Origin of the sequence: Thiobacillus thioparus DSM 505 (assembly GCF_000373385.1) — a bacterium.
In the GTDB taxonomy this organism is placed as follows: Bacteria; Pseudomonadota; Gammaproteobacteria; order Burkholderiales; family Thiobacillaceae; genus Thiobacillus; species Thiobacillus thioparus.
Map to the genome: position 1 here is coordinate 139,032 of NZ_KB891331.1, position 26,469 is coordinate 165,500.

27 protein-coding genes and 1 other RNA gene are annotated in these 26,469 nt (G+C 63.3%); 10 read left to right on the plus strand and 18 right to left on the minus strand.

All coding sequences use genetic code 11. The annotated features are described in order from the left end of the window. Window position 1: 1 nt before the first annotated feature. The 7 genes from B058_RS0114235 to rnpB all read right to left on the minus strand — a co-directional run bounded on the left by B058_RS0114235 (window position 2) and on the right by rnpB (window position 6,835). The gene (locus tag B058_RS0114235) at window positions 2-1,384 is read right to left on the minus strand and encodes a UDP-N-acetylmuramoyl-tripeptide--D-alanyl-D-alanine ligase (protein ID WP_018509167.1); all 1,383 of its coding nucleotides are present in this window, start codon (window positions 1,382-1,384) and stop codon (window positions 2-4) included. Further along, window positions 1,381-2,886 (minus strand): UDP-N-acetylmuramoyl-L-alanyl-D-glutamate--2,6-diaminopimelate ligase, encoded by a 1,506-nt coding sequence (locus B058_RS0114240; RefSeq protein ID WP_018509168.1) that lies wholly within the window; start codon window positions 2,884-2,886, stop codon window positions 1,381-1,383. The genes B058_RS0114235 and B058_RS0114240 overlap by 4 nt, the downstream gene beginning before the upstream one ends. After that, window positions 2,886-4,616 (minus strand): peptidoglycan D,D-transpeptidase FtsI family protein, encoded by a 1,731-nt coding sequence (locus B058_RS0114245; RefSeq protein ID WP_018509169.1) that lies wholly within the window; start codon window positions 4,614-4,616, stop codon window positions 2,886-2,888. The genes B058_RS0114240 and B058_RS0114245 overlap by 1 nt, the downstream gene beginning before the upstream one ends. Continuing rightward, complete coding sequence (gene ftsL / locus B058_RS0114250; protein ID WP_018509170.1) at window positions 4,613-4,885, minus strand: cell division protein FtsL; 273 nt, start codon at window positions 4,883-4,885, stop codon at window positions 4,613-4,615. Before ftsL ends, B058_RS0114245 begins: the two co-directional genes overlap by 4 nt. Next, window positions 4,882-5,814 carry a 16S rRNA (cytosine(1402)-N(4))-methyltransferase RsmH gene (gene rsmH, locus B058_RS0114255; RefSeq protein ID WP_018509171.1) on the minus strand — a complete coding sequence of 311 codons (933 nt, stop codon included), beginning with the start codon at window positions 5,812-5,814 and terminating at the stop codon, window positions 4,882-4,884. Before rsmH ends, ftsL begins: the two co-directional genes overlap by 4 nt. Beyond that, the gene (mraZ, locus tag B058_RS0114260; RefSeq protein ID WP_018509172.1) at window positions 5,814-6,260 is read right to left on the minus strand and encodes a division/cell wall cluster transcriptional repressor MraZ; all 447 of its coding nucleotides are present in this window, start codon (window positions 6,258-6,260) and stop codon (window positions 5,814-5,816) included. Before mraZ ends, rsmH begins: the two co-directional genes overlap by 1 nt. A gap of 273 nt (window positions 6,261-6,533) precedes the next feature. Continuing rightward, window positions 6,534-6,835, minus strand: an RNA gene (gene rnpB / locus B058_RS17335) — RNase P RNA component class A. Window positions 6,836-6,931: 96 nt separating this feature from the next. On the opposite strand from rnpB, the gene B058_RS0114265 reads away from it, so the two are divergent. After that, a complete protein-coding gene (locus B058_RS0114265; RefSeq protein ID WP_026240953.1) occupies window positions 6,932-7,444 on the plus strand; it encodes a hypothetical protein in 513 nt (170 codons plus the stop codon). Window positions 7,445-7,556: 112 nt separating this feature from the next. Here the strand turns inward: B058_RS0114265 and pyrC are convergent, their stop codons facing one another. After that, window positions 7,557-8,588, minus strand: a complete 1,032-nt coding sequence (gene pyrC / locus B058_RS0114270) for a dihydroorotase (protein ID WP_018509174.1) — start codon at window positions 8,586-8,588, stop codon at window positions 7,557-7,559. Beyond that, entirely contained in the window at window positions 8,585-9,460 is an 876-nt protein-coding gene (rsmI, locus tag B058_RS0114275) for a 16S rRNA (cytidine(1402)-2'-O)-methyltransferase (protein WP_018509175.1), read from the minus strand. Before rsmI ends, pyrC begins: the two co-directional genes overlap by 4 nt. A 16-nt stretch (window positions 9,461-9,476) precedes the next feature. On the opposite strand from rsmI, the gene B058_RS0114280 reads away from it, so the two are divergent. The 8 genes from B058_RS0114280 (at window position 9,477) to B058_RS0114315 (ending at window position 15,425) form a co-directional block, all read left to right on the plus strand. Next, window positions 9,477-9,827, plus strand: coding sequence for a YraN family protein (locus B058_RS0114280; RefSeq protein WP_018509176.1), 351 nt, complete (start codon window positions 9,477-9,479; stop codon window positions 9,825-9,827). An 11-nt stretch (window positions 9,828-9,838) separates the two neighbouring features. Then, window positions 9,839-10,432: a phosphoheptose isomerase gene (locus tag B058_RS0114285; protein ID WP_018509177.1), complete on the plus strand. Its 594-nt coding sequence runs from the start codon at window positions 9,839-9,841 to the stop codon at window positions 10,430-10,432. Then, a complete protein-coding gene (locus B058_RS0114290) occupies window positions 10,429-11,001 on the plus strand; it encodes a BON domain-containing protein (protein WP_018509178.1) in 573 nt (190 codons plus the stop codon). The genes B058_RS0114285 and B058_RS0114290 overlap by 4 nt, the downstream gene beginning before the upstream one ends. A gap of 17 nt (window positions 11,002-11,018) precedes the next feature. Continuing rightward, the gene (rfaE2, locus tag B058_RS0114295; RefSeq protein WP_018509179.1) at window positions 11,019-11,498 is read left to right on the plus strand and encodes a D-glycero-beta-D-manno-heptose 1-phosphate adenylyltransferase; all 480 of its coding nucleotides are present in this window, start codon (window positions 11,019-11,021) and stop codon (window positions 11,496-11,498) included. 10 nt (window positions 11,499-11,508) lie between these two features. Continuing rightward, on the plus strand, window positions 11,509-12,972 hold the full coding sequence (gene ubiD, locus B058_RS0114300) for a 4-hydroxy-3-polyprenylbenzoate decarboxylase (RefSeq protein ID WP_018509180.1): 1,464 nt from the start codon (window positions 11,509-11,511) through the stop codon (window positions 12,970-12,972). Between the two features lie 2 nt (window positions 12,973-12,974). Next, complete coding sequence (locus tag B058_RS0114305; protein WP_018509181.1) at window positions 12,975-14,207, plus strand: EAL and HDOD domain-containing protein; 1,233 nt, start codon at window positions 12,975-12,977, stop codon at window positions 14,205-14,207. A gap of 30 nt (window positions 14,208-14,237) precedes the next feature. After that, a complete protein-coding gene (locus B058_RS0114310) occupies window positions 14,238-14,798 on the plus strand; it encodes a bifunctional pyr operon transcriptional regulator/uracil phosphoribosyltransferase PyrR (RefSeq protein ID WP_018509182.1) in 561 nt (186 codons plus the stop codon). An 84-nt stretch (window positions 14,799-14,882) separates the two neighbouring features. Continuing rightward, complete coding sequence (locus B058_RS0114315) at window positions 14,883-15,425, plus strand: glycine zipper 2TM domain-containing protein (protein ID WP_026240954.1); 543 nt, start codon at window positions 14,883-14,885, stop codon at window positions 15,423-15,425. A 12-nt stretch (window positions 15,426-15,437) separates the two neighbouring features. On the opposite strand, the gene B058_RS0114320 is transcribed toward B058_RS0114315, so the two are convergent. The 5 genes from B058_RS0114320 to B058_RS0114340 all read right to left on the minus strand — a co-directional run bounded on the left by B058_RS0114320 (window position 15,438) and on the right by B058_RS0114340 (window position 21,178). Continuing rightward, the gene (locus tag B058_RS0114320) at window positions 15,438-15,638 is read right to left on the minus strand and encodes a hypothetical protein (RefSeq protein ID WP_018509184.1); all 201 of its coding nucleotides are present in this window, start codon (window positions 15,636-15,638) and stop codon (window positions 15,438-15,440) included. After that, entirely contained in the window at window positions 15,625-17,079 is a 1,455-nt protein-coding gene (gene dacB / locus B058_RS0114325) for a D-alanyl-D-alanine carboxypeptidase/D-alanyl-D-alanine endopeptidase (RefSeq protein WP_018509185.1), read from the minus strand. The genes B058_RS0114320 and dacB overlap by 14 nt, the downstream gene beginning before the upstream one ends. Before the next feature lie 65 nt (window positions 17,080-17,144). Then, window positions 17,145-18,785 carry an HDOD domain-containing protein gene (locus B058_RS0114330; protein WP_018509186.1) on the minus strand — a complete coding sequence of 547 codons (1,641 nt, stop codon included), beginning with the start codon at window positions 18,783-18,785 and terminating at the stop codon, window positions 17,145-17,147. A gap of 84 nt (window positions 18,786-18,869) precedes the next feature. Further along, window positions 18,870-19,898, minus strand: a complete 1,029-nt coding sequence (locus B058_RS0114335; RefSeq protein ID WP_018509187.1) for an SDR family oxidoreductase — start codon at window positions 19,896-19,898, stop codon at window positions 18,870-18,872. Beyond that, window positions 19,898-21,178 (minus strand): nucleotide sugar dehydrogenase, encoded by a 1,281-nt coding sequence (locus B058_RS0114340; protein ID WP_018509188.1) that lies wholly within the window; start codon window positions 21,176-21,178, stop codon window positions 19,898-19,900. The genes B058_RS0114335 and B058_RS0114340 overlap by 1 nt, the downstream gene beginning before the upstream one ends. Window positions 21,179-21,243: 65 nt before the next feature. Between B058_RS0114340 and B058_RS0114345 the strand changes: the two genes are divergently transcribed. Further along, window positions 21,244-22,047, plus strand: coding sequence for a S1 family peptidase (locus tag B058_RS0114345; protein ID WP_018509189.1), 804 nt, complete (start codon window positions 21,244-21,246; stop codon window positions 22,045-22,047). Between the two features lie 3 nt (window positions 22,048-22,050). On the opposite strand, the gene B058_RS0114350 is transcribed toward B058_RS0114345, so the two are convergent. Genes B058_RS0114350 through B058_RS0114365 form a run of 4 tightly spaced genes read right to left on the minus strand, consistent with a single transcriptional unit; the run spans window position 22,051 to window position 26,461 of the window. After that, window positions 22,051-23,115 carry a phospholipase A gene (locus tag B058_RS0114350; protein WP_018509190.1) on the minus strand — a complete coding sequence of 355 codons (1,065 nt, stop codon included), beginning with the start codon at window positions 23,113-23,115 and terminating at the stop codon, window positions 22,051-22,053. A 10-nt stretch (window positions 23,116-23,125) separates the two neighbouring features. Continuing rightward, on the minus strand, window positions 23,126-24,556 hold the full coding sequence (locus tag B058_RS0114355; protein ID WP_018509191.1) for an MBL fold metallo-hydrolase RNA specificity domain-containing protein: 1,431 nt from the start codon (window positions 24,554-24,556) through the stop codon (window positions 23,126-23,128). Next, window positions 24,553-25,275: an ABC transporter ATP-binding protein gene (locus B058_RS0114360; RefSeq protein ID WP_018509192.1), complete on the minus strand. Its 723-nt coding sequence runs from the start codon at window positions 25,273-25,275 to the stop codon at window positions 24,553-24,555. The genes B058_RS0114355 and B058_RS0114360 overlap by 4 nt, the downstream gene beginning before the upstream one ends. Next, on the minus strand, window positions 25,268-26,461 hold the full coding sequence (locus B058_RS0114365; RefSeq protein ID WP_018509193.1) for an ABC transporter permease: 1,194 nt from the start codon (window positions 26,459-26,461) through the stop codon (window positions 25,268-25,270). Before B058_RS0114365 ends, B058_RS0114360 begins: the two co-directional genes overlap by 8 nt. Window positions 26,462-26,469: the final 8 nt, after the last annotated feature.

Consider the following 26,469-nt stretch of genomic DNA (forward strand, 5'->3'; position numbering starts at 1 on the left):
GTCAGTGTCCCTCGCGCCCCGGCTGCGTAGCTGCCGGGTCTTCCATAAAACTGTTGACCACGCGTTCCATCTGCATGAAACGCGAGCCTTTCACCAGCACGGTGGTGTCGGGCGTGAGTGCGTTTTCGAGTTCGGCAAGCAGTTCCTGGATACGTTCGAAATGCATGGCGCCGGCGCCGAAGGCCCCGACGGTTTCCTTCGTCAGTTCGCCCAGCGCCAGCAACCTGTCCACCCCTGCCGCGCGCGCCGCCAACCCAATCTCTGCATGCATCGCTACGGCGGCGCTGCCCAGTTCGCCCATGTCGCCCAGCACCAGCACTTTCTTGCCAGCCTGTTGCACCAGCACAGCCAATGCGGCCTTAACCGAGTCGGGATTGGCGTTATAGGTGTCGTCGATGAAGGTGCTGCCGTGCAGTGCAGGCTTCTTCTGCAGACGGCCCTTGACGCCGCCGAATCCCGATAGCCCGGCGACGATGCTGCGATGACTGATGTCGAGCGCGAATGCAGCGGCCACGGCGGCAAGCGCATTCATCGCGTTATGCTCGCCCGGCACCTGCAGGGCGACGTCCAGGGTCGCATTGGGCAGCGTGAGGGTGAGCGTCGAGCCGAAATCGCCGGGTTGATAATGGCCGCGTACTACGGCCGGCTGCTTGAGGCCGAAGTCGATCACGCAGCGACGCGCATTGGCTTCGCGCCACAACCAGGCATGCGGGTCATCGGCGTTGAATACTGCGATACCGGCATCCGACAGGCCATGGAATATCTCGCCCTTGGCACGCGCGATATTTTCAATCGAGCCGAGGAAGCCGATATGCGCGGACAGGGCGTTGTTGACCACCGCCACATCGGGCGCGGTCAGGCGCGTCAGGTAGTCGATTTCGCCTGCATGGTTCATGCCCATTTCCAGTACGGCGTATTGGTGCGACTCGCGCAGGCGCAGCAGCATCAGCGGCAGGCCGATGTCGTTGTTGAGATTGCCTTCGGTATGGAGCACGGCGGCGTCCGCCCCGGCTTCCGCCCGCAGAATCGCCGCCAGCATTTCCTTGACCGTGGTCTTGCCGTTGCTGCCGGTAATGGCGACCACCGGAACGGCGAAGCGCTGGCGCCAGGCGGCAGCCAGCTTGCCCAATGCCAGGCGGGTATCGTCGACACGGATGGCGGCGGTTACAGCAGGTGCCTGGGCCTGGTCGAGCACCACGCCGGCCGCACCCTGCTGCAGCGCCTGGGCGGCAAACCTGCCGCCGTCGAACTTTTCGCCGCGCAACGCGATGAAGAGATCGCCCGGCCGGATCGTCCGGCTGTCGGTGGAGATGCGCAGCACCTCGGCATCCTCACCCGCAAACGGTACGCCCAGCATGGCAGCGACTTCGGAAAGACGCATCATGTCCACGCCTCCAGTGCCTTCTTCGCTACGGCCACGTCGGAGAATGGCAGGCGCTCGCCCGCAACTTCCTGGTAATCCTCATGACCCTTGCCGGCGATCAACACCACATCGCCTTGATGCGCGCCGCCGATGGCCTCGAAGATGGCGCGCGCGCGGTCGGGCTCGACATGCGGCTTGCCGTTCATCCCGGCGAGAATGTCTTGAATGATGTGATGCGGGTCTTCGTTGCGCGGGTTGTCGCTGGTGACCCAGATTTCATCCGCGCCTTTGGCGGTGGCCCGCCCCATCAACGGACGCTTGCCCTTGTCGCGATTGCCGCCGCAGCCGAAGACGCAGATCAGGCGCCCGCCGCCGGCGATTTCACGTAGCGTGGCAAGCACTTTTTCCAGCGCATCGGGCGTATGGGCATAATCCACGACTACCAGCGGATGCACATTGCCGCCAAGTGTCTGCATCCGCCCCGGCGGCGGCGTGACATGTGCCAATGCCTGGCAGGCATCGTCCAGCTTCACGTCCGAAACCAGCAAGGTGGTGAGCACGGCCAGCAGATTGGCTGCGTTGAAACGCCCCAGCAATGGCACATCGAACTCGACGTTGCCCCAGTCGGTATGAACCCGCAGGTGCAAGCCGGCTTGGGACAGATGTAATTTTTCCCCTACCACCGCACCGCGCTGGAATCCGTATCCGGCGACGCGCGCGGGCCGGGTTTCGCTTTCCAGCCGCCGCCCGAATTCGTCGTCGACATTGACCACCACCCATTGCAGCCCGGGCCAATTGAACAGCCGGGCCTTGGCATCGGCATAGTTCTCCATGTTGCCGTGGTAATCGAGGTGGTCGCGCGACAGATTGGTCAGCACGGCGACATTGAAACGAGTCCCGTTGACGCGTCCCTGTGCGAGCCCGTGCGACGAGACTTCCATCGCACAGGCAACCGCGCCCTGTTGCCGGTACGCCGCAAGGCGTTGCTGCAACTCGATGGCGTCGGGCGTGGTGTTGAGTGCGGGCGTCAGCGCCCCGGGCATGGCCCCGACCGGCGGGAAGCCATTGCCGACGGTGCCGACGACAGCCGTCTTGCGTCCCAGTTGCGTGAAGGCCTGCGCCACCCAGTGTGCCACCGAGGTCTTGCCGTTGGTGCCGGTGACGCCGACCATGTGCAGCGCGTGCGAAGGCTCGCCATATACGTGCGCGGCGATTTCGCCGATACGGGTCTTCAGCCCGACCACGCCGGCATTGGGAATGTCCAGCGCCGGATCCCACTGAAAGTGGTCCGCTTCCCACAATACGCCGTCGACACGCCGCGCCACGGCTTGTGCAATGAAATCACGCCCATCGCACGCCTCGCCGGGATAGGCGGCGAACACGGTGCCGGGCGTGGCCTTGCGGCTGTCGCTGGTGAGTTCGCCGACGGCAATCCCGAGCCGCTCCAGAATATGCGGCACCGTTTCGTGGATAGCCTGGGATGCGGCCGGGCCGGAAACGGTATGCGAGCCGGCAGCCGCCATCACGCCCCCCCCCTGGCCGACACGGCATTTTCGGTCATCTTCGTTTCGGTTTCCGGCGCATCGGGCGGCAGCCCGAGCAGGCGCAGGCTCGCTGCCATGACCTGCGCGAAGACGGGCCCTGCGACACTGCCGCCGTAATACACGCCATCCGACGGCTCGTCGATCGTCACACCGATGATGAGGCGCGGATTCGACGCCGGCGCCATGCCGACGAAGGAGGCCAGATATCGATCCGGCGCGTAATGGCCATTGACGAGCTTGTGTGCGGTACCGGTCTTGCCGGCCACGCGATAGCCCGGCACCCGGGTCAATGTCCCGGTACCGCCTTCCTGAGTCACGGTCTCCATCATCGCGCGCACTTCCCGTGCAACGGTCGGAGAGAACACCCGTTCGCCGACGATCTCCTGCGGCTCACGCTTGAGGAAAGACAGCGGCATGACTTCGCCGTCGTTGGCAAACGCCATGTAGGCCCGGGTCAGTTGCAGCAGGCTGACCGACAGTCCGTAGCCATAAGCCATAGTGGCCTGCTCGACCGGCTTCCAGGTCGCCGGATCGCGCAGCCGCCCGGCAGTCTCGCCCGGGAAGCCCGAGCCCGGCAACTGCCCGAACCCGGCACGATGCAACACTTCCCAATGCTGTTGCGGCGTCAGCGTCATCGCCATCTTGGCTGCGCCGACATTGCTCGATTTCTGGATGATCTCAGTCACCGTCAATTCCGGGTGGTGATGCTCGTCGTGTACCAGCTTGTTGCCCACACGGAAATTGTCCGGCGTCTCGATCACGCTGTCCGGGTGGAACAGGCCTCGTTCCAGCACCGCTGCCGCGACAAAGGGCTTGACGGTCGAGCCCGGTTCAAAGGTGTCGATTACTGCGCGGTTGCGCATCAGGTCAGGCTTGTAATTCTGGCGGTTGTTGGGATTGAAAACCGGTTGATTCACCAGCGCGAGAATCTCGCCGGTCTTGGCGTCGAGCACCACGATGCTGCCACCCTTGGCTTTGTGCTTCTCGATCGCCGCCGCCAGTTCACGGTGTGCCAGATACTGGATCTTGAGATCGAGCGACAGGGTCAGGTTGCCGCCCATCTGCGCAGTCTTGATCGGTGCCAGATCGCGAATGGTGTTGCCGTGGCGGTCGCGCAGAATCTGGCGTTCGCCTGCCCGGCCGGCCAGCCAGTCCTGGTAGGCGCGCTCGACGCCTTCCTGTCCTTTGTCGTCCACATTGGTGAAGCCCACCACCTGGGCAGTGACCGCACCCGCCGGGTAGTAACGACGGTATTCGCGCTGCAGCGTCAGACCCGGCAACCCCATGGCGGCAATCTTGACGGCCTGCTCCGGGGTAACAGGACGCCGCACGCTGAATTCGCCGCGCGTTTTGCGCGTCAGGGTTTTTGCCAACTCCGCTGGCGAGATATCGAGCACCCTGGCCAGGTGCACGCGCTGGTCTGCCGACAGATTGAGGTCGGCTGCGCGCGCCCACAGGGACTCGACCGGCGTACTGATCGCCAGCAGCTGGCCATAACGATCCGTCACCTGTCCGCGGTGCGCCGGCAGGGTGAGGTTGCGATTGGACACCGCGTCGCCCTTGCCCTGCAGATAGTCGGTATTGAGCCCCTGCAGATAGAAGGCGCGCCCGGCCACCACCGTCAATCCGGCAAGCAGCAGGCCGCCCACCGTCGCCATGCGCCAGGGAGCGAGATTCAGCTTGAGCAGTTTGCGCGAGTGGTAGTTCATGGCGCGTTCGTCAGCGTCTCGATGCGCACGCGGTCATGCGGCGGAGCGATCAGGCCCAGCCGGGTCCTTGCAAGCGTGTCGACCCGTGCCGGGTTGGCCCAGGTGCCCTGTTCCAGCTGCAATTGCCCCCACTGCTCATCCAGCACGCGCGCTTCTTTTTTCAAGCGCTCCAGCTCGACAAAATATGTGCGCGCGCGGTGCTGCGCCTGGATTACCGCCAGCGCACACGCCACCAGCACCAATGCAAGGACGACGTTGAGGCGGCTCATATCGCCTCGCCCATACGCTCTGCCACCCGCAATACGGCGCTACGTGCTCGCGGGTTGGCTGCGATTTCGGCATCGCTCGCATGCTGGGCGCGGCCCACGCGCTTCAGGCGCCCCGGTTTCAGCATGGCGGCCGGGATCGGCAACCGGCGCGGCGCCTGTTCACCCTGCGACTCGTCGCGCATGAAACGCTTGACGATGCGATCTTCGAGCGAATGGAAACTGATGACGACAAGCCGACCGCCGGGTTGCAACCTGTCCACGCATTGCGGCAACACGATGCTCAGCTCTTCAAGCTCGCGGTTGATATAAATCCGTATAGCCTGGAAGCTGCGGGTCGCCGGGTGTTGCCCCGGTTCGCGTTTTTTGACCGTTGCGGCGATGAGATCCGCCAGTTGCCCGGTGCTGCGGATGGCCTCCTTTTGCCGTGCCGCAACAAGCGCGCGCGCAATCGATTTAGCAAACCGCTCTTCCCCATAGGTGCGGATGACTTCACTGATCTCCTCCTCTGCCGCTGTTGCCAGCCAGTCTGCAGCCGACAACCCACTCCCCGGATCCATGCGCATGTCGAGCGGGGCATCGAAGCGAAAACTGAATCCGCGCGTCGCATCGTCGAGTTGCGGCGACGACACGCCAATATCCAGCAAAATTCCGTCCACCTGCCCTACGCCCAATTCATCCAGCACCGCGCTCAAGCGCGAAAACGTACTCTGTACCAGCGTCAGCCGGGCGTCCTTCAGGGTGCGGCCAACGTGAATGGCATCGGGGTCGCGATCCAGCGCGACCAGACGCCCCCGCGCACCCAACTGCGCCAGGATCAGTCGGCTGTGGCCGCCGCGTCCGAACGTCGCGTCGACATACACGCCATCGGGCCTGATCGCCAGCGCCGCCACCGCCTCCTGTGCCAGCACCGGCACATGGGCGGGCTCCATCACAACGTAAATCCCTCCAATTCGGGCGGCAGCGCGTCGTCGCTGAAACTCAGCGCCTGCGACACCTGCGCTTCCCAACGTGCCTCGTTCCACAACTCGACCTTGCTGCCCTGCCCTACCAGCACGACGTTCTTGTCGAGTTCAGCGAACTTGCGCAGCATGGGCGGCAGGAGCACACGTCCGGCGCCGTCCATGTCCATGTCGTGCGCATAGCCGACGAGCAGTTGTTTGAGGCTGCGGGTACGGGGATTGAAATCGGACAAGCCGTTGAGCTTCTTCTCGATCGGCTCCCACTCGGGCAAGGGATAGAGCAGCAGGCACTGGCTGGGATCGGCCGTGATCACCACGCGACCACCCCCGTTCACCAGGAGGGCGTCGCGATAGCGCGCCGGCACCACGAGCCGGTTCTTGCTATCCAGACTGACCGTTGCGACCCCCCGAAACATGCTTCCCCCAGTTTATTGAAACCCAATCCGGCTGAATTTGATTGTGATTGGACGGGCGCATTCTCCCACAACTTCCCACCAATCACCACTTGCACCCACTATAGGGGATAGTTTTGGGGGGGTCAAGCTGACGGGCACAAAAAAACCCCTACGCCTCAAGGACTTAGGGGTGGTTTTGGGTTGTGGATAAGTTTCTGGAAAAACCGACGCTTAGCCGCTATTTCTGTCCTTTGTTTTAGAAAGAAAAGCTAAGTGATTGAATTGAATGAAAAGTGGAAAAGCGGGCCGATAAGCCGGGTTCTGTCGTGGGCAACCATTCCTCTAGGCCGGCCATTGCTGGCCGGCTCAAGCCACCTACCCGCAGACTCAGCGAGCCGCTTCATCGCCTGCCTATTTGGTGTTGCTCCGGATGGAGGTTACCGCGTTTCACCGTAACTGAATACGCTCGTCTCTGTGGCCCTATTCCTCGCCTCGCGGCGTCCGGCCGTTAGCCGGCATCCTGCTCTGTGGAGCCCGGACTTTCCTCTCCCCCCACGCCCAATGGACATGAGGACAGCGGTTGCCTGACCCGCTTTTCCATTTCGAATTATAGAACTTTAACTTGACTGCATCCGCTAATTTGCTAATCCAAGATATCAGGGGACAACCTTGCCCCCGTCAGGAGAGCCATCATGAGAAGACGACTGTATTTCATGGTGCCGGACGTGGCGAGCGCCCGACAGATCCACGACGAACTTCTGCTGGCCCGGATCGAGAATGGCCATATTCATGTTCTGGCCCGGGATGGCGTTTCCCTGCCCGGACTGCACGAAGCCTCGATCCTGCAGAAAACCGATTTTGTCCACGGTGCCGAAACGGGATTGGCGGTCGGCGGAGGCATCGGCATTATCGCCGGGCTGGTTGCTGTGGTGTTTCCGCCTGCGGGCGTGGATCTGCAACTGGTTACCATTCTGCTCACGGCCTTGATCGGTGCAGCGTTCGGCGCCTGGGTCGCCAGCATGGTGGCCAGCGCCATCCCCAATTCTCGACTGAAATCCTTCGAGTCGGCCATTGCCGCAGGGCGCATTCTGATGATGGTCGACGTACCGTCCGGGCGGGTCGATGAAATCAAGAAACGGATCGCCGCGTACCACCCCGAAGCCTTGAGCTCCGGTATCGAACCCACCATCCCGGCGTTCCCGTAACGCCTTCCTCCCCGCGCGCAGCGCAATGCTGCGCGACACCTGGAAGCAGTCAGCAAGCCAACGCTGACGGGCTTCCGCCGCGGCAGACTTCCCCTGGTCTGCCGTTTTTTTGTCAGGCCACGCGCCAGCGGATCGTCTCGCCGGCGCGCAGCGGGATCAACGCCTCGTCGCCCAGCCCGAGACGGGCTGGGGCTGTCCAGCTCTCACGGCGTAGCGTGATCGTGTCGGCATGGCGCTGCAAGCCGTAGAAATCAGCGCCGTGGAAACTGGCGAAGGCTTCCAGGCGGTCGAGCGCACCGGCATCCTCGAACGCCTCGGCATACAACTCGATCGCGGCATGCGCCGAATAGATACCCGCGCAACCGCATGCGGCTTCCTTGGCGCCGACCGCATGCGGTGCGGAATCGGTGCCGAGAAAGAATTTCGGGTTGCCCGAGATGGCCGCGGCAACCAGTGCCTGGCGATGCTGTTCGCGCTTCAGTACCGGCAGGCAGTACATGTGCGGACGGATGCCGCCCTTGAACATGGCGTTGCGGTTGTACAGCAGGTGGTGCGCGGTGATCGTCGCGGCAACATTGGCCGGCGCCGCTGCAACGAATTCGGCAGCCTGACGCGTGGTGATGTGCTCCAGCACGATTTTCAGGCGCGGAAAATCGTTCATGAGCCGTATAAGGTGGCGTTCGATGAACACCGCTTCGCGGTCGAACACGTCGACCTCGGCATCGACCACTTCGCCATGCAACAGCAGTGGCATGCCCACTTCCTCCATCGCCGCGATCGCCTGATAAGCCTTCGCCAGTTCGGTGACACCAGAATCGGAATTCGTCGTCGCGCCGGCCGGATAGTATTTGACGGCGTGCACGAAGCCGCTGGCGCGCGCCCGGCGGATTTCGTCAGGCTGGGTGTTGTCGGTGAGATAAAGCGTCATCAAGGGATCGAATGCGGCGGCGCCTGCCGCTGCGAGCAGACGGTCGCGGTAGGCCGCGGCGTCGGCCACGTTCACCACCGGCGGTTTCAGATTGGGCATGGCGATGGCGCGGCCGAACACGCGCGCGGTGTCGGGCAGCACGCTCTGCATGGCCGCCCCATCGCGGAAATGGATATGCCAGTCGTCGGGGCGGGTGATCGTGAGGGTGTCGGTCATTCTGCGTCCTGCGGGTGCGGCTTGAGTGCCAGCGACATTTTATAGAGTTCGGCCTTGCTGCGCCCGGTGATCTGCGCCGCCAGCTTGGCGGCAAGCGTCGGCGGCAGCGCGCCCTGCAGAATGTCGAGCACGCGCATCGCTTCCGCATCGACCGCCACCTCGGTCGCCGGCGGGTGCACGATAACGACGAATTCGCCACGCACATTGTTCGTGTCAGCGGCGAGCCAGGCCGGCGCATCGGCAAGCGGCAGCGTGACAATGGTCTCGAATCGCTTGGTCAGTTCACGCGCCAGGGTCACCCGGCGAGCACTGTCGAACACGGCCGCCATGTCGGCCAGCGTCTCCTCGATGCGGTGCGGCGCCTCGTAGAACACCAGCGCCGCCGGCAGCGCGGCGAGCGATTGCAACTGGGCACGACGCGCACCCGGCTTGGGCGGTAGAAAACCATGGAACAGCCATGCCCCCGATTCCACCCCGGCCGCCGACAGCGCCGTCGTCACGGCCGACGCGCCAGGAATCGGCACCACCTTCAGCCCTGCCGCACGCACCGCTGCCACCAGCCGCGCACCGGGGTCCGATACGGCCGGCGTACCCGCATCCGACACATAGGCGACCGTCTCGCCGGCAGCGATCCGCCCGACCACGCCAGCAGCGGCTTCGCGCTCGTTGTGCTCGCGGATGGACATCAGCGGTTTGGAGATATTGAAATGCGCCAGCAGCTGCCCGGATACGCGGGTATCCTCGGCCGCCACGCGATCCACGCGCTGCAGGATGTCGAGCGCACGCAGCGTGATGTCGCCGAGGTTGCCGATTGGCGTGGCAACGACATAGAGCGCGGGAAACAGAGGCGTATGATGCGGACTTTCACTCATCCCTGCATTGTCGCAGATGTTGAAATCCCTGCTCGGCCAATCCGCCGAATCGCGCGCCGCAGCCTTCCTGCAGACCCGGGGCCTGAAGCTCGTGGCGCGCAACTGGCGCAGTCGCTTCGGGGAAATCGACCTCATCATGCAGGACGATTCGACGCTGGTGTTCGTCGAGGTGCGGCTGCGCAGTCGCAGCGATTTCGGCGGCGCTGCCGCCAGCGTGACCCCAGCCAAACAGAAGAAGCTGCTGGCCACTGCGCGTCAATATCTGGCCACGCTGAAAACGCTGCCGCCGTGCCGTTTCGACGTGGTCGCACTTTCCGGCGACGATGCGCCCGACTGGATCAGGAACGCCTTCGACGATATGGGATAATCGCGCCCAACATGCCTTTACACGACAGAATTCTCGGCCATTTCAAGGCCTCGGCGCAGACCAAGCTGGATGCTGCCGAAACGCTTGTCCCAACGATCGAGGGCGCGGCACGCCTGATGGTGCACAGCCTCGCCCAGGGCGGCAAGATCCTCGCCTGCGGCAACGGCGGCTCGGCAGCGGATGCCCAGCATTTCGCGTCCGAGATGATCAACCGTTTCGAGCAGGAGCGCCCGGGTCTCGCGGCCATCGCACTCACCACCGACACCTCGACCTTGACCTCGATCGCCAACGACTACGCCTATGACCAGGTGTTTGCGCGGCAGGTGAAGGCGCTCGGGCATCCGGGCGACATCCTGCTGGCGATTTCGACCAGCGGCAATTCGCCCAGCGTGTTGCAGAGCGTGGCCGCTGCCCACGCCCGCAACATGCATGTCATCGCACTGACCGGACGCAGCGGCGGCGGACTGGCGGAACAAATGCAGGAGGACGACGTCTTCCTGTGCGTGCCCGCCGAATCCACGGCGCGCATTCAGGAAGTCCATCTGCTGACCATCCATTGCCTGTGCGATGCGGTGGACAGCGTTTTATTAGGAGTCGAGGAATGAGCAAACTAATCCGTGTCGCGCTGATCGGCGCAGTCCTGTCGCAATTGGGCGGTTGTGCCGCCGCCGTCGTGGGCGGTGCCGCCGTCGGCACCTCGGTCGCACTGGACCGCCGCACGGCAGGCGTGTATGTGAGCGACCAGGAAATCGAGCTGCGTGCGCTGGCGCGTCTGCGTGAAGTCTTCCCGCAAAAGACCGACAACATTTCAGCCACCAGCTATAACCGTCAGGTGCTGCTCACCGGGCAGGTGCCGGACGAGGCTACCCGCTCGCGGGCAAGCGACGTGGTCAAGGCCATTCCCGACGTACGCGCGGTATTCAACGAGCTGACCGTATCCGGGATCACCTCGCTGACCTCGGACGCCAACGACGTCGCCCTGACCAGCCAGGTCAAGGCACGCATGTTGCGCGACGAGCGCGTACCCGGAACCAAGATCAAGGTGGTCACCGAAGCCGGCGTGGTCTACCTGATGGGGCTGGTGACGAAAACCGAGGCCGAAGCCGCCACGGATATCGCGCGCACCACCTCGGGCGTGGCCAAGGTCGTCACCCTGTTCGAATACCTCAACTGACCACCCGGCCGCAATCGATGCACGCACCCGCATTCGAGCGCAAGCTGTGCGGCCCCGCCGACCTGGCCGAACGGGTCGCACAGCTGCCGCAACCGCGGGTGTTCACCAACGGTTGCTTTGACATCCTGCATCGCGGACATGTGACCTATCTGGCCGAGGCGCGCGCGCTTGGCGCCTCGCTCATCGTCGCGGTGAATTCGGACGCATCGGTGAAACGCCAGGGCAAGGGCGGCGACCGCCCGATCAATACGTTGGAGAACCGCATGGTCTTGCTGGCGGCGCTGGAGTCGGTGTCGCTGGTCACCTGGTTCGACGCCGACACCCCGCTCGACCTCATCCTCGCGATCCGTCCTGATGTGCTGGTGAAAGGCGGCGACTGGACGCCTGATCGGATCGTCGGCGCGGCGGAAGTGGCGAGCTGGGGCGGCAGCGTGCACTCGATCCCGTTCAGGCACCACACCTCGACCACCGCGCTCCTTCAACGCATCCGTTCATGATCGGCCATCCATGATCTATCACGACCTGCGCGACTTCATTGCACAACTCGAGAAAATGGGCGAACTGAAGCGCATTGCCGTCGGAGTCGACCCCAGACTGGAAATGACCGAGATTGCCGACCGCGTGCTGCGGGCCGGCGGCCCGGCGCTGTTGTTCGAAAGGCCCAAGGGGCACAACATGCCCGTGCTGGCAAACCTGTTCGGCACGGTCAAGCGCGTGGCGCTCGGCATGGGCGAGGACGACCCGAGCCGGCTGCGCGAAGTCGGCAAGCTGCTGGCCTACCTGAAAGAACCCGAGCCGCCGAAGGGCCTGCGCGACGCCTGGGACAAGTGGCCGGTTCTCAAACAGGTCTTGAACATGGCGCCCAAGGAAGTGAAAAGCGCGCCATGCCAGGAAATCGTGTGGGAAGGCGCGGATGTGGATTTGTCGCGCCTGCCGATCCAGCACTGCTGGCCGGGCGACGTGGCCCCGCTGATCACCTGGGGATTGACCGTTACAAAAGGTCCGCACAAGAAGCGGCAGAACCTCGGCATCTACCGACAGCAGGTGATCGGGCCGAACAAACTTATCATGCGCTGGCTGGCGCATCGCGGCGGCGCGCTGGATTTCCGCGAGCACACGCTCGCGCGCCCGGGCGAGCCTTTCCCGGTGGCCGTCGCCCTCGGCGCCGACCCGGCGACCATCCTCGGCGCAGTCACGCCGGTACCGGATTCGCTCTCGGAATATCAGTTTGCGGGTCTCCTGCGTGGCGCCAAGACCGAAGTGGTGCAGTGCCTCGGCAGCGAACTGCAGGTGCCGGCCTCCGCGGAGATCGTGCTGGAGGGCGTGATTCATTCCGGCGAGACCGCGCTGGAGGGGCCCTACGGCGACCACACCGGCTACTACAACGAGCAGGAAACTTTCCCGGTCTTCACCGTCGAGCGCATCACGATGCGGCGCGACCCGATCTACCACAGCACCTACACCGGCAAGCCGCCTGACGAACCGGCGATCCTTGGCGTGGCGCTCAACGAGGTCTTCGTGCCTCTGCTGCAGAAGCAGTTCCCCGAGATCGTCGACTTCTACCTGCCGCCCGAAGGCTGCTCCTATCGCATGGCGGTCGTGAGCATGAAGAAGGCCTACCCTGGCCACGCCAAGCGCGTGATGTTCGGCGTATGGAGTTTTCTGAGACAGTTCATGTACACCAAGTTCATCCTCGTCACTGACGACGACGTCGACGTGCGCGACTGGAAAGAGGTCATGTGGGCGCTCACCACGCGCGTCGATCCGGCGCGCGACACGTTGCTGGTGGAAAACACGCCGATCGACTATCTCGACTTCGCCAGCCCGGTGTCCGGACTCGGCAGCAAGATGGGCATCGACGCCACCAACAAGTGGCCGGGCGAGACCACCCGCGAATGGGGCACGCCGATCGTGATGGATGCCGACGTCAAGGCGCGCGTCGATGCGCTGTGGCAAGACCTGGGCCTGTAATCATGGCCGCCCAGAACATATTCCTCGCCCGCCAGCCCATCCTCGATCGCAACCAGCGCATCGTCGCGTACGAGTTGCTGTTCCGCGCCGGCAACACCTCCGGCGCCGCAGTCACCGACGACATGCAGGCGACCGCGAGCGTCATTCATCATGCGTTCAGCGAAATGGGCGTCCAAACGGTACTGGGGGCGCAGCTGGGGTTCATCAACGTCAGTACCGACATGCTGCTGTCCGACATGATCGAACTGCTGCCCCGGGCCCAGGTGGTGCTCGAACTGCTCGAAACCATCCGCGTCGACGATGCCATCGTCGAACGCTGCCGCGCCCTCAAGCAACGGGGGTTCACGCTGGCGCTGGATGATTTCGTCTTCGATGAGAGCTATCGTCCCTTGATGACGCTGGTCGACATCATCAAGGTCGATCTGTTGCTGCATGACCAGGACCAGCTGCGTGCGATCGTCAAACAGCTCAAACACTGGCCGGTGAAGCTGCTGGCCGAGAAAGTCGACAGTGCCGAGCAGGCAGCTTATTGCCATTCCCTCGGATTCGACCTGTTTCAGGGCTATTACTTTGCGCGGCCATTGGTGCTCTCCGCCAAGCGGGCGGACTCCAGCCAGATGGCGCTCATCCAGTTGCTGGGGCTGGTACTGAGCGACGCCGACACCGTTCAGATCGAGCAGATCTTCAAGCAGCACCCCAATCTCACCTACAACCTGATGCGACTGGTGAACTCGGTTGCAAGCGGCGCCCACCGCAGCATCACCTCGGTCTCGCAGGCCATTCTGGTCCTGGGGCGCAAACAATTGCAGCGCTGGCTGCAATTGTTGATGTTCACCCTGCAAAGCGGCCCGGTCTACCCCAGCCCCCTGCTGCTGCTCGCCGCCACGCGCGGCAAGATGATGGAAGTGCTGGCGGTCAAACAGCAACGCAATGCCGACTATTGCGATGAGGCCTTCATGGCTGGCATCCTGTCCCTGATCGAAAGCCTCATCGACAAGCCACTGACCGATATCGTGCACGAGCTCAATCTGGGCGAGCGCCTTGCGGCAGGCCTGCTGCACCGCGAGGGCGAGATGGGCGTCCTGTTGCAACTGGTCGAAAGCGTCGAGCATCTGGACCTGGACTACACCAACGCATTGCTGGCGCAGGCCGGTGGGCTCACGCTTTCGGATCTGACCACGGCAGAGATCGAAGCCATGGCATGGGCCAACCAGGTAGCAGACAGCCCTGCCTGAACCGCCCCAACCCGCCACGACGCCACCACCATGACAGACAAGCCCTTGGGCAAGCGAACCTGCCTCTACACCACCCAGCAACTCGACACCATCGTCGACGACATGGCACGCCAAGCCGCGGGTTTGCTGACAGGACGCACCCGCGTCGCGCTTGTCGGGATCCTGCGCCGCGGTGCGCCATTGGCCGACCGCCTGCACGCATGCATGCAGGCGCACTACGGCCTCGCCGATTGCGTACGTCTCGATCTGCAGATCACCCGCTATGCCGACGATCTCACCCTGTTGTATCCCGAAACCCGGCTGACGGAAAACCCGCTGCACGCCACCCTGGACCTCACGGGCTACACCGTGCTGGTGGTGGACGACGTGATGTATCGCGGGCATTCCATGCTGCGGGCAGTGGAATACCTGGCCCGCAAGCAGCCCGATGAAATCCGCACCGTGGTGCTGGTGGACCGCGGGGCGACGAAGCTGCCGGTACGCTCGGACATCGTGGGTGTCCGCCTCGATGTCGCGCCGCCGGACGTCATCGAATGCAACGTACCGCCATACGAAGCCGGCTTCAGGATCGATTTGCTGCAGCCGGACTGACCAGTTTTGCGGAAACGTACCTTGAGTTGAACTATCATCTGAATTGAAATTCAGTGACCTTATTGCAACCTTCCTGGAAAAATCATGAATAAATCCATGCTGACAGGCGTCGTACTGGGTGCAATCGCCGTGACGGCGATTGGTGGTGTAGCGGGCTACAAAGCCCTGAATCCGAAGCCGGAATTTGCCGAGGTCCTGGCCGCCAAGCCTGTGACCGAAACCGTCAAAACGCCTCGGCAGGTATGCCATGACGTCGTCGTCAACGAGCAGGCGCCCGTCAAGGACAGCAACCGCATCGCCGGCACGGCAATCGGCGCGGTGGCAGGTGGACTGCTCGGCCACCAGATCGGCGGCGGTACCGGGCGCACCCTGGCCACCGTCGGGGGTGCCGCAGCGGGGGGCTACGCGGGCAATCAGATACAGAAGAACCTGCAGGAAAAGGACACCGTCAGCCGGACCGAGACGCGCTGCAAGACCGTCTACGAATCACATACCAAAACGATCGGTTATGACGTGCGCTACCGCCTGGGCAAGGAAGAAGGCCACGTACGGATGGATCATCAACCCGGTTCGCGCATTCCGGTCAAGGACGGCCAATTGCAACTGGACGCGCCCGCCGAACCCTGAGTCAAACCAGTCTCAGGCTTCGGGCGGCCAAGCGGTCAGTGTCGCCTCCCAGTCGAGCGGCGGCGCACTTTGGCCCAGCCGCACGATGCGCCCGACCTCGTTTTCGTACCAGCCCTTATCCTGCTTGTTGGGCTCGGCTTCGTAGGCCCACCAGGCCCCATCCGCATCCTGTGCCAGCCACGCCGCCCATGCGGGCACCTTATCGAACGTCATTCCCGTTCTCGCCATTCAAAGACATCTCCGACTGCACCCATTCCAGTAACGCACGCTGCGCCGCCTCACTACGGCTTGCCTTGGCGTGGTTCACCAGCATGACGAAACTCACCCGCCGCCCGCTCGCCGTGTCCACGTAGCCCGCCAGTGCGCTGACGTCGCGCAGGGTGCCGGTCTTGAGATGTGCGCTGCCGGTCAGGGTACTGCCCTTGAAGCGGCGCTTCAGGGTGCCATCGGTCGCGACAATGGGCAGGGCCGATTCGAATTCGGCGAACAGCGGGCTCCGATAAGCCGCGCGCAACAACTGGTTCAATGCGCCCGCACTGATGCGCTCGATGCGCGACAGGCCGGCGCCGTTTTCCAGCACCAGCTTCCGCGTTGAAATCCCGCGCTGCACCAAGTCTTCGCGTACCGCGCGCGCGCCCTTGTCTGGCGTCGCCGGCGCGCCATAAGCTTCCGCTCCAAGCGTCAGGAACAGATTGCGCGCCATCAGGTTGTTGGAATACTTGTTGAGACGGGTAAGCGCATCGGTCAACGGAAGTGATTCGAAACGCAAGAGAGGCGGCGTTTCCGGTGCCATGCCGGGCACGGTCTGCCCGCCAAGCGTGCCACCCGTTTCCGCCCATAGGCCGCGAAACAGGAAATCGAAGGTCATCGCAGGTTCGAACAGGTTCAGCGACAAGGCCTGTTCACCGCATCCGCGCGGATAGCGACCACCAATGACCAGCTCTCTTCGTCCGGGATCGGGAATGCTCGGCGCCAAGGCCTCCTTCCAGCCATTGCATGTGACATTGTCGGTCAATGCAATATCCGAGCGAATCGCGACCCCGGGCAGTGCAATATCCGGCTCGATCCCGATGGCGTTGCCATCGGGCTTGAGACGCAATGTCGTTGCGTTGAAATTGGCAACCAGTGCGCCGGGGGCGGCGTTGTACAGGGCCAGCGGCTCGCCATCGAATGCCCCCGGATCGCTGGCCGGCAGCTCGAAGTCGCTCAGGTCGAGCACCAGATTGCCCCGGATGTGGCGTACGCCGCGTGCCCGCAGCTCGCGCTGCAGCAGCCACATCCGTTCCAGCGTCAAGGTGGGATCGCCGTAGCCCTTGATGACCAGGTCTCCTTCGAGCACACCCTCCCGGATCGGCCCCTCCGCCCAGACATCGGTTTTCCACACATAGTCCGGGCCCAACTGATTCAATGCCGCAAAACTGGTCACCAGTTTCATGACGGATGCGGGATTCAGCGCCGCATCGGCATTGTGGCTGACCAGCGGTTCGTCCGCATCCAGTGGCTGCACCACCACCGCCACGTGGTCGAGCGGGATACCCGCCTGTTGCAGCGCAGTTGTGAAGGCCACGGGGAGCGATTCGGCATGCGCCGCGACGGACAGGCCCGCAAACAGCAGACCAGACAGGAAACAGGGCACGATTCGGAAAAACGGCATGGCGACATTATGCCGAATTCCGAAGCGGCGGCCGGAACGGCAACCGCCGACGCCCCAGGCGGGACCTACAAGGATTGCCGGATCGCCAATACTGCCTGATTGCGCAAGGACTTGAGCAGGGACAGTTCTTTCTCGGGGATCGTGATATCGCCGGCATGCAGCCGGTCGGCATAGATCAGACCAACCGGCTTGCCTTTCACGATGATGGGAAACAGCACGAAGGTGTGCGCAGGAACATGCTTGCGATACCAGGCCGGAATCCGCGTGGCGATCTTGGAATCGTCGATGTCGGAAATCAGGATGTCGGCATTGTTCTGCAGCGCGACGAGGAAGACATCCGGCTGGCCCGCCAGGGAAAAATCGAATGCCTTGACCAGGCGCTGCACGTCGTCGCCAAAACCGAACTTGCCGCACATCGCGTTGCGGCGCCCATCCTTGATGCACAGCACCACATGTTCGAATCCCATGCCGGTATACATGGCCTCGAGGATCATGCGCAGGATATCGTTGATGGAAATGCTGTCGTCGATCAGCGAGTTGCCGACATCCTGCAAGCCAGAGGCCAGGATGGATTGAATCTCCTCCGGCGTGCGTTCCTGTTTGTCGCGGACGACAGCGCCCTGTTCGATAGCCGGTGCGGCCTCGTGCAACACATTGGCATCCAGTGCCGCCATGGCATCCGGCACGGCGTCGGCCATGCCGGTGTTCGCTTCCTGCTGTGCCGACGTCTGGCCCGGCGGTGCCGCCAGACCCGCCCATTTCGACGCCTGCCGGGCAAAATCGCTGTGCTTCAGGTTCACATTCACCACCCGCGCGAACTGGCCGATGTCCTGCATCGATTTTTCCATCATGCCGGACAGCTGTTCCGCCGTCACCGGCACGGTATCGCCGAACCGCGTCGTGAGCCTGCCCAGGGCCTTGCTGCGGTCTTCATCGGGCGTCTCGAGGATGATTTCGCACAATTCGTTGGCGAACCCTGCCAATGCACGCAGCCGTTCGACGTTGCTGGCGCTTTTTCTGATCTTCCCGTCCGGCAGCTTTTTCATGCTCTGTACCAGCTGATCGGGAAACCCCCAGCTGCGCGCGATGCCGATGCCGAGGTTCTCGAACGACACGCCCAGCACTTCGGTCGACACCCGGGCGTCGCTCAAGCCCTCGGTTTCGACGCGTTGCAGGACAAGCGCCATCTCCTCGGGGAAATAAAACATCGCCAGCATGCGACCAAGCTTGTGCAGCATGGCGCCGATGAATGCCTCCTCCACATCCTTCACCTGCGCATTGCCCGCCATCTCGCGTGCCAGCATGCCGGCATACAGCACCTTGACGAATTCCTCTTTCAGGTGCTGCGCATGCGCCTTGTTTTCCAGATTGTCGAACAGGATCAGGCTCAACGCGATCGACCGTACCGCATCGAAGCCAAGGACCACCACCGCACGCGAAATCGTGCTGATCGAGCCGCCGCCCACCTGGTTGTAGAAGGCGACGTTGGCCAGCTTCAACAGCTTGTTGGTGAGCGCGAAGTCCTTGAGGATATGGTTGGAGAGTTCGTTGACGCCCTCGCGGTCGGACGAGGCGATACGGTTGATATCGCCGATCGCTTCGGACAGGGCCGGGAAATCGCTCTCGGCCTGCATCCGCCGCAACAGGATATCCAGTGCACTCTGTCCTGCGGCGTCGCTCGGGGTCTGCTCGTCATGCATCGTCATGGTTGAGCCACATCGTTCTTGGCCGCCTGCGCGGCACGCTGCCTGCGTCTGGTACGGACCCGGCACATCGCTCGGCAAACAGCCTCAACTCAGGTCCCGCACATACCAGTCCATCGCTTCGGCCAGGCCTTCGCCAATGCGATGCGTCGGCTCGTAGCCCAGCCGCGTGCGCGCCTTGGAAATATCGGCAAGCGAATGGCGCACGTCGCCGGCACGGAAATCGCGGTAAACCGGCTTGAAATCGGCGAGATGGGGATACTTCGGTTCGAGCAGCGCACGGATGGCCTCGAACAGCTGATTCAAGGTGGTGCGGTCGCCAACCGCGACGTTGTAGACCTGGTTGGCTGCGTCCGCATGCTGGCTGGTGGCGGCAAGCAGGTTGGCCTGGATGACGTTGTCGATGTAGCAGAAGTCGCGACTGGTTTCGCCGTCGCCGTTGATGTAGACCGGCTCGTTGCGAATCATGCTGGCGACCCATTTCGGCACCACGGCCGCGTAGGCGCCCTGCGGATCCTGGCGGCGGCCGAAGATGTTGAAGTAGCGCAGCCCGACCGATTCCATGCCATAGCAGCGGCCGAACACATCCGCATACAACTCGTTCACCAGCTTGGTCACCGCATACGGCGACAGCGGCTTGCCGATGACGTCCTCGACCTTGGGCAGGCCGGGATGGTCGCCATAGGTGGAACTTGACGCGGCGTAAACGAAACGCTTGACCTTCGCATCGCGCGCGGCGACCAGCATGTTGAGGAAGCCGGTATTGTTGGCAGCATGGGTGGACAGCGGGTCTTCGATCGAGCGCGGCACCGAACCGAGCGCGGCCTGGTGCAGGACGTAATCGACCCCCTTGCACACGGTATGGCAGGTGATGAGGTCGCGGATGTCGCCGCGCTTGAAGCTGAAATTTTCCCAGCGTTCGGGCCCGACGCTGGCCTGGACCTGCGCCAGGTTTTTCTCGTGGCCGGTCGCAAAGTTGTCGAGACCGACAACGCGCTGGTTGAGCAACAGCAACGCTTCCACCAGATTGCTGCCGATGAAGCCGGCAGCCCCGGTGACGAGCCAGGTGCCAGGCTCGGCTTCGAGCGTTTTCTTCAGCGCATCGAATGCGGACATCACAACCTCCAGAGGGTGAAGCCCGCCGCTTTCACCGCAGCCGGATCGTAGGCCGCCTTGACGTCGGTAAAGGCGCCACCCTTACTCAGCTTGGCGGTCAGTTCGGCAAACGATTTTTCCAGATACGCGCTATGCGATACCGCTGCGATGATGGCATCGCATTCAGGCAGGTCGCTCCATGCCGTGAGACGAATGCCGTATTCGTGCTCGGCTTCCTTCGGCTCGCCGAGCGGGTCGTGCACGTGCACATCGCAACCGAAGGACTGCAGTTCGCGGATGACGTCGACCACCTTGGAGTTGCGCAGGTCGGGGCAGTTTTCCTTGAAGGTGAGGCCGAGCACGTTGACCTTGGCGCCCTTCACCTGCACGCCGTTGGCGATCATGTTCTTCACCGTTTCCTGGGCCACATAGGCACCCATGCCGTCGTTGATGCGGCGGCCGGCGAGGATGACCTGCGGGTGATAGCCCATCATGTCGGCCTTGTGCGTGAGGTAGTAGGGATCGACGCCGATGCAGTGGCCGCCGACCAGGCCGGGACGAAAGGGCAGGAAGTTCCACTTGGTGCCGGCCGCCTTCAGCACCTCCAGCGTGTCGATGCCGATGCGGTGGAAGATCAGCGAGAGCTCGTTCATCAGCGCGATGTTGAGGTCGCGCTGGGTGTTCTCGATCACCTTGGCGGCTTCGGCCACCTTGATCGAGCTGGCGCGGTGAACGCCGGCGGTGATGATGGAACCGTATAGCGCGGCGACCTGGTCGAGCGTGGCGGCATCGTCGCCCGACACCACCTTGACGATCTTGGTGATGGTGCGTTCCTTGTCGCCCGGATTGACGCGCTCGGGTGAATAGCCGACATGGAAGTCCTGCAGCCATTTCATGCCGGAATTCTTTTCCAGGATCGGAATGCAGACCTCTTCGGTGGCGCCGGGGTAGACTGTGGACTCGTACACCACGGTCACGCCCTTCTTCATGTATTTTCCGACGGTGGTGGAGGATCCCACCAGCGGCGAGAAATCGGGAATGTGCGCCGCGTCGACCGGGGTCGGCACTGCCACGATGATGAAGTCGGCTTTCGCCAGCTCGGACGGATCGGTGGTCACCGTCAGCTGGGTCGCCGCCTTGAGGTCGTCCGTTGATACTTCGCCGGTGGGGTCGCAGAATCGACGGTAGTGCTCGACTTTTTCAACCGAGAGATCGTAGCCGATGGTGGTCACCTTCTTGCCGAATTCCACCGCCAACGGCAGGCCCACATAGCCCAGCCCGACAACCGCAACAACGCTCATGCTTGGATTCCCCTATGAATATAAAGTCTTTGCTGCCGCCCGGATTGTATCGAATTTACAGGTCCTTGCCCGGCTACATCCAGCGGCTGGGCGCTTCATGGACGAGCAAGCCGCGTACCAGCTGGGCCGTGATCGCGCTTCTGCTGGCCACGCCAGTCCATGCCGATGTGGCCGACATGCTTCCCAGCATCAAACCGGGCGTAGTCGGCGTCGGCACCTTCAAACCCACCGGCCGCCCGCCCGCCAACCTGCTCGGCACCGGCTTCGCAGTACTGGACGGGCACTACGTCGTATCGTGCGCGCATATATTCAGCAAGCAGCTGGATAGCGAGAAGAAGGAAATGTACGCCGTGTTCGTCGGTCGCGATCAGAGGATATCGGTCCGCGCTGCGGAACTGATCGCCAGCGACAAGGCGCGCGACCTGGCCTTGCTGAAAATCGCGGGCGAGCCATTGCCTCCTCTGAAACTCGGCGATTCCAGCCTGGTGCGCGAAGGTTGGCAGCTCTATTTCACCGGCTATCCGATCGGCTCGATACTGGGCCTCAATCCCTCCACGCATCGGGCCGGGCTGGCCGCCATCATTCCCATCTTCACGCCTGTCGCAGCCGCGTCCCAGTTGAATGCGCATGTCATCAAACAGGCCGTCTCGCCGTATGAAGTATTCGAACTCGACGCCGTGGCCTATCCCGGCAACAGCGGCAGCCCGGTATGGCACCCCGATACCGGCGAGGTCCTGGGCGTGGTCAACTCGGTGTACGTACGGGGCACGCGCGAATCCGCGATCTCCGCGCCCAGCGGGATCAGTTACGCCATTCCGGTCAAGTACGTGCACCGCCTGCTGGAGGAGGCGCTGCCCCACGCGCCCTGAAGATTACATACCCTCGGTCAGGCTGACGCCGAGACCCAGGGACTGCTGTCGGTGGTTGTAGTCGATCAGCGATTCGCCGTAGCCGTTGAAATATTGCACGTAACCTTTCAGACGCCCGACCAGAGGGAAGCTCCAATTCAGCTTCAGCGCACCCCGGTTGTCCGGGCTCTTGAGATTATTGCGTAGCAGGAGCGAATAGGCGTTGCGGCCCTTGCTGTAGACCGCCAGCAGATCGCCATGCCCCATGTAGTCTTCAATATCGGGGTTATCGTCGTTTCCCCGGTTTTCATGGATACGGATCCAGGGCCGGACCAGCAAGGCCAGATTGCCGCGTTCGAACCCGAACTGCGCATAAACCCGGTTCCAGCTGCGCGACAGATCTTCGCCGCGCCCGTTCGACTGGTGTGACAGACCGAGGTTGATGAAGCGACCGCGAAAACCGGCCAGGGCGTAATTCGTACGGAACACCAGCATCGCCTCCGGCTCGTAGTTGGTCTCGCGAAAGGGCGCGGAAATGCTGTGGTTGTAGGCCTGCCAGAATGAGGTCGTGGTGTAGCCGAACCACAGATCGACATTGTCGTGTCCGAATACGCCCTGCATGCCCTTGATCTTGAAACTCAGCTGCAACTCCGTCTCGATATTTTCGAGGCCGAGGTCCGGCTGGGTAAAGACATCCCGAAACGGCGTGTTGTTGGGCGCGTTGCTGTACTTGATGGGCAGGAAATAATTAGGATGATGGGGCCGGAACAGGAAAGCGCCCTGCTTGGCTTCGTCGTCCAGCTCCCAATGGCGCGACAGCGCCGACAGCAGCTTCGGCTCCGGCGGCACGGCTTGCGCCGCGGCGGGTGCCTCGGCAGGGCGCGGCTCAGGCCCGGCCGAGGCCGGCGGAACCGCTTCGGACTGCGGGCGCCCGGACAGGCGGTCATAGCAGGCCAGCCGTTCGGCATCCGCCGGAATCGCGCTGCACCCTTCCCAGTCGGCCGGCGAAGTCGCCCGCGCATGCCCCGTCAGGCCACCCCCCAGCAAAGCCAGCAACAGGAGGCCGGATGACGGACAGGGAAAATTCATCGGCACGGGCTCATTCGAGGATGACGCTATGACCCGGCGCCGGCGCCATCGCATTCCAGTCGAACTGCGTCTTCAGGTCGGCGGCAAAACCCTTCGCCACCGTCTCCTCGCCATGTACGACGAACACCTGGCGCGGCTTGCTGCGAAAGTGACCCAGCCAAGCGAACAGGGCAGTACGGTCGGCGTGCGCCGACAACCCACCCAATGTATAGAGATCGGCACGCACCGGAATATCCTCGCCCAGCAGGCGGACGCGCTTGGCGCCGTCGACGAGGCGGCGACCGAAGGTGCCGGCAGCCTGGAAACCGGTGATGAGGATGGTCGATTCGCGGCGTGCCAGGTTGGCGCGCAGGTGGTATTTGATGCGGCCGGCCTCGCACATGCCGCTGGCCGAGATGATGACGGCGCCACCCGTGACGCGGTCGAGCGCCTTCGATTCCTCGACATCCTCGACGAATTCGAGCTTGCGGAAATATTGCGCACCGCCATGTCGCCCCATCAACGCGTGGGTTTCGGCATCAAGCAGTTCCATATGCTTGAAGGTGATTTCGGTGGCCGCAGTGGCCATCGGCGAATCGACGAAGACGGAAAGCTTGGGAATGCGCGCCTGCCGGGTCAGGTCGGCCAGCAGGTAGAGCATGTCCTGCGTGCGCCCCACCGCAAAGGCGGGAATGATGACGTTGCCGCCCTTTCGCTCGATGGTGTCGTTGATCGCTGTGACCAGTTCGTCCTGCGTCGCTTCCATGCTCTTGTGGTCGCGGTTGCCGTAGGTCGACTCGACCAGCAGGTAGTGGGCGTCGAAGATCGGCGTCGGATCGCGCAGCAAGGGCCGTGCAGGCTGGCCCAGGTCGCCGGAAAACACGATTTTGCGGCGGCGCGGTCCTTCGCCCACCCAGACTTCGACGATCGCCGAACCGAGAATATGGCCGGCGTCGCGGAAGGTGCAGCGCACCTGCGGATGCGGCGCGATTTCCAGATCGTAATCGACCGGATTGAGCTGTTTGAGCGAGGCCTGCGCTTGCGCCACGGTATACAGCGGCGCCGTGTCGCGCGGAAACGAACCGCGTGCCGCGTCGCGCCGGGCCATCCCCTGGCGGAAGCGATGAAGGTTCTGGTATTCCGCTTCCTTTTCCTGGATATGCGCCGAATCGGGCAGCATCACCGCCAACAGGTCGCAGGTCGCACGCGTTGTGTAAATGCGGCCTTTGAAACCGAGCGCGACCAGCCGCGGCAGCAGCCCGGAGTGATCGATGTGCGCATGCGTCAGGATGACGAAATCGATCGTTCGGGGATCGAAGCTGAAGGCGCGGCAATTCTTGTCGCGCGCTTCGCGCCCGCCCTGGAACATGCCGCAATCGACCAGAAAGCGCACGCCGTCGGCTTCCAGCAGATAGCTGGAGCCCGTCACTTCGCGCGCTGCGCCAAGAAAGGTCAGTTTCATATCGCGCGTCCTTCGCCCGCTTCTTCGTAAGTCTTGCCGTCGCGGATATGGTAAATGCGTTTGAAGGTCGGGATGATTTTTTCGTCGTGGGTGACGACGATGATCGCGGTGCGGAATTCCTGCGCCAGGCGGTTGAGGATCTTCACCACGGTGAGGGCGCGTTCGCTGTCGAGCGGCGCGGTCGGCTCGTCGGCAAGAATGATCGGCGGCTTGTTGGCAAGCGCCCGCGCGATCGCCACACGCTGCTGTTCGCCGCCCGAGAGTTCGGCAATGCGCGCCTGCGCGCGGTGCTGGACATCGAGGGCGCCGAGCATCTCCAGCGCGGTTGCACGCGCCTGGGGATTGGGTACGCCGGCCAGCATCGGCAGCAACGCGACGTTGTCGGTGGCATCGAGGAACGGGATCAGGTAGGGCGCCTGGAACACGAAACCGATGCGGTCGCGACGCAGCGCGCGCAGGTCACCGGTCTTCCAGCCGCCGTCGAAGATCATTTCGCCGCCGAGGGTGAACCGGCCGGCGGTCGGCTCGATCACCGCCCCCAGGCATTTCAGCAAGGTGGTCTTGCCGGAGCCGGACGGCCCGATCAGGCCGACCACCTCGCCGGGCCAGACCGTCATGTCGACGCCTTTCAGCGCATCGACTGCCGCGCTGCCGCTGCCGTAGCGCTTGGTAAGGCCCTCGATGAGAATCGCGGGCCGGATTGAAGCAACGTCAGCCACCGATCGCCTCCGCCGGGTCGATCTTGAGTGCGGCGCGTATCGCCAGCACCGAGGCCAATGCGCACACCACCAGGGTCAGCACGAAGGCGCGTCCTGCATCACCGGTTTCAAGCAGCACGTATTTGGGGAAGGCCGGCGCCCACAGGGTGGCGGCGAACTTGCCGACGAAGAAACCGATCACGCCCAGCCCCAGCGCCTCCTGCATGATCATCGCGGCGATGGTGCGATTCCGGGTGCCGATGAGTTTCAGCACGGCGATCTCCTTGATCTTGCCGAGCGTCATCGTGTAGATGATGAAAGCGACGATGGCCGCGCTGACCACCGCCAGAATCGCCAGGAACAGGCCGATCTGCTTGGCTGCGGTGGCGATCAGCTTGGCCACCAGGATCTCTTCCATGTCGTCGCGGGTATATGCAGTGAAGCGCTGCCAGCGCGCAATCGCGCCGGCGACGGCGCGCGCATCGGCCCCCGGCTGCAACCGCAGCAGCACGGCATTGACCTTGTGGCTGGACGTCTGGATCGCCTGCACCGCATCGAGCACGCCGGGTTGGCCGGGGCGGTTGATCGCCGGATTGGCGGTCAGGCGTTGGCGATCCTCCACGATGGCGTCGTTGTCCTTGAGAAACTGCGCTTCCTGCGCGTCCTTCAAGGGGATGAACAGCATCGGATCGCCGTTGGACGACACCATGCGCCGCGTCAATCCGACCACGGTGTAGTCGTTGCGACGAATGCGGACCACGTCGCCCACCCGCAGGCCGGTCTTGGCATCGGCCACGGCTTCGTAATGCGCACGGGCGATCGGGCGACCGGCCACCAGAAACGCCGGTCCGCCCGGCTTGCCCGGCTCGAACCCGGCCACCATCACGCGCTGCGACTTGCCTGCGTGCGACACCTGCATGGTGAGGTAGGCGACGTTTCCCGCCTGTGCCACGCCTGGCAACCCCAGCAACGCGCGATAGAGGTCGTCTGGCACGGAGGAGGGCTCGGCGAACGGGCCAAGGGTATCCTGCTGCACCACCCAGACGTCGGCGTCGACCGCACGCAACAACACCTTGGCGTCGTCGACCATGCCGCGATACACGCCGGCCATGGTCAACGTCACTCCGATCAGCAAGCCCAGCCCCAGCCCGGTCAGCAGATAACTTTTCAGGTGGTGGGCGATGTCGCGCCCGGCGAGATTGATCATGGGCGGAA

Excerpts from the sequence above, each read along its gene's own strand:
- B058_RS0114235 (WP_018509167.1), bottom strand. The coding sequence starts at position 1,384 with ATGATGCGTCTTTCCGAAGTCGCTGCCATGCTGGGCGTACCGTTTGCG.
- B058_RS0114240 (WP_018509168.1), bottom strand. The coding sequence starts at position 2,886 with ATGGCGGCTGCCGGCTCGCATACCGTTTCCGGCCCGGCCGCATCCCAG.
- B058_RS0114245 (WP_018509169.1), bottom strand. The coding sequence starts at position 4,616 with ATGAACTACCACTCGCGCAAACTGCTCAAGCTGAATCTCGCTCCCTGG.
- ftsL (WP_018509170.1), bottom strand. The coding sequence starts at position 4,885 with ATGAGCCGCCTCAACGTCGTCCTTGCATTGGTGCTGGTGGCGTGTGCG.
- rsmH (WP_018509171.1), bottom strand. The coding sequence starts at position 5,814 with ATGGAGCCCGCCCATGTGCCGGTGCTGGCACAGGAGGCGGTGGCGGCG.
- mraZ (WP_018509172.1), bottom strand. The coding sequence starts at position 6,260 with ATGTTTCGGGGGGTCGCAACGGTCAGTCTGGATAGCAAGAACCGGCTC.
- B058_RS0114265 (WP_026240953.1), top strand. The coding sequence starts at position 6,932 with ATGAGAAGACGACTGTATTTCATGGTGCCGGACGTGGCGAGCGCCCGA.
- pyrC (WP_018509174.1), bottom strand. The coding sequence starts at position 8,588 with ATGACCGACACCCTCACGATCACCCGCCCCGACGACTGGCATATCCAT.
- rsmI (WP_018509175.1), bottom strand. The coding sequence starts at position 9,460 with ATGAGTGAAAGTCCGCATCATACGCCTCTGTTTCCCGCGCTCTATGTC.
- B058_RS0114280 (WP_018509176.1), top strand. The coding sequence starts at position 9,477 with ATGTTGAAATCCCTGCTCGGCCAATCCGCCGAATCGCGCGCCGCAGCC.
- B058_RS0114285 (WP_018509177.1), top strand. The coding sequence starts at position 9,839 with ATGCCTTTACACGACAGAATTCTCGGCCATTTCAAGGCCTCGGCGCAG.
- B058_RS0114290 (WP_018509178.1), top strand. The coding sequence starts at position 10,429 with ATGAGCAAACTAATCCGTGTCGCGCTGATCGGCGCAGTCCTGTCGCAA.
- rfaE2 (WP_018509179.1), top strand. The coding sequence starts at position 11,019 with ATGCACGCACCCGCATTCGAGCGCAAGCTGTGCGGCCCCGCCGACCTG.
- ubiD (WP_018509180.1), top strand. The coding sequence starts at position 11,509 with ATGATCTATCACGACCTGCGCGACTTCATTGCACAACTCGAGAAAATG.
- B058_RS0114305 (WP_018509181.1), top strand. The coding sequence starts at position 12,975 with ATGGCCGCCCAGAACATATTCCTCGCCCGCCAGCCCATCCTCGATCGC.
- B058_RS0114310 (WP_018509182.1), top strand. The coding sequence starts at position 14,238 with ATGACAGACAAGCCCTTGGGCAAGCGAACCTGCCTCTACACCACCCAG.
- B058_RS0114315 (WP_026240954.1), top strand. The coding sequence starts at position 14,883 with ATGAATAAATCCATGCTGACAGGCGTCGTACTGGGTGCAATCGCCGTG.
- B058_RS0114320 (WP_018509184.1), bottom strand. The coding sequence starts at position 15,638 with ATGACGTTCGATAAGGTGCCCGCATGGGCGGCGTGGCTGGCACAGGAT.
- dacB (WP_018509185.1), bottom strand. The coding sequence starts at position 17,079 with ATGCCGTTTTTCCGAATCGTGCCCTGTTTCCTGTCTGGTCTGCTGTTT.
- B058_RS0114330 (WP_018509186.1), bottom strand. The coding sequence starts at position 18,785 with ATGACGATGCATGACGAGCAGACCCCGAGCGACGCCGCAGGACAGAGT.
- B058_RS0114335 (WP_018509187.1), bottom strand. The coding sequence starts at position 19,898 with ATGTCCGCATTCGATGCGCTGAAGAAAACGCTCGAAGCCGAGCCTGGC.
- B058_RS0114340 (WP_018509188.1), bottom strand. The coding sequence starts at position 21,178 with ATGAGCGTTGTTGCGGTTGTCGGGCTGGGCTATGTGGGCCTGCCGTTG.
- B058_RS0114350 (WP_018509190.1), bottom strand. The coding sequence starts at position 23,115 with ATGAATTTTCCCTGTCCGTCATCCGGCCTCCTGTTGCTGGCTTTGCTG.
- B058_RS0114355 (WP_018509191.1), bottom strand. The coding sequence starts at position 24,556 with ATGAAACTGACCTTTCTTGGCGCAGCGCGCGAAGTGACGGGCTCCAGC.
- B058_RS0114365 (WP_018509193.1), bottom strand. The coding sequence starts at position 26,461 with ATGATCAATCTCGCCGGGCGCGACATCGCCCACCACCTGAAAAGTTAT.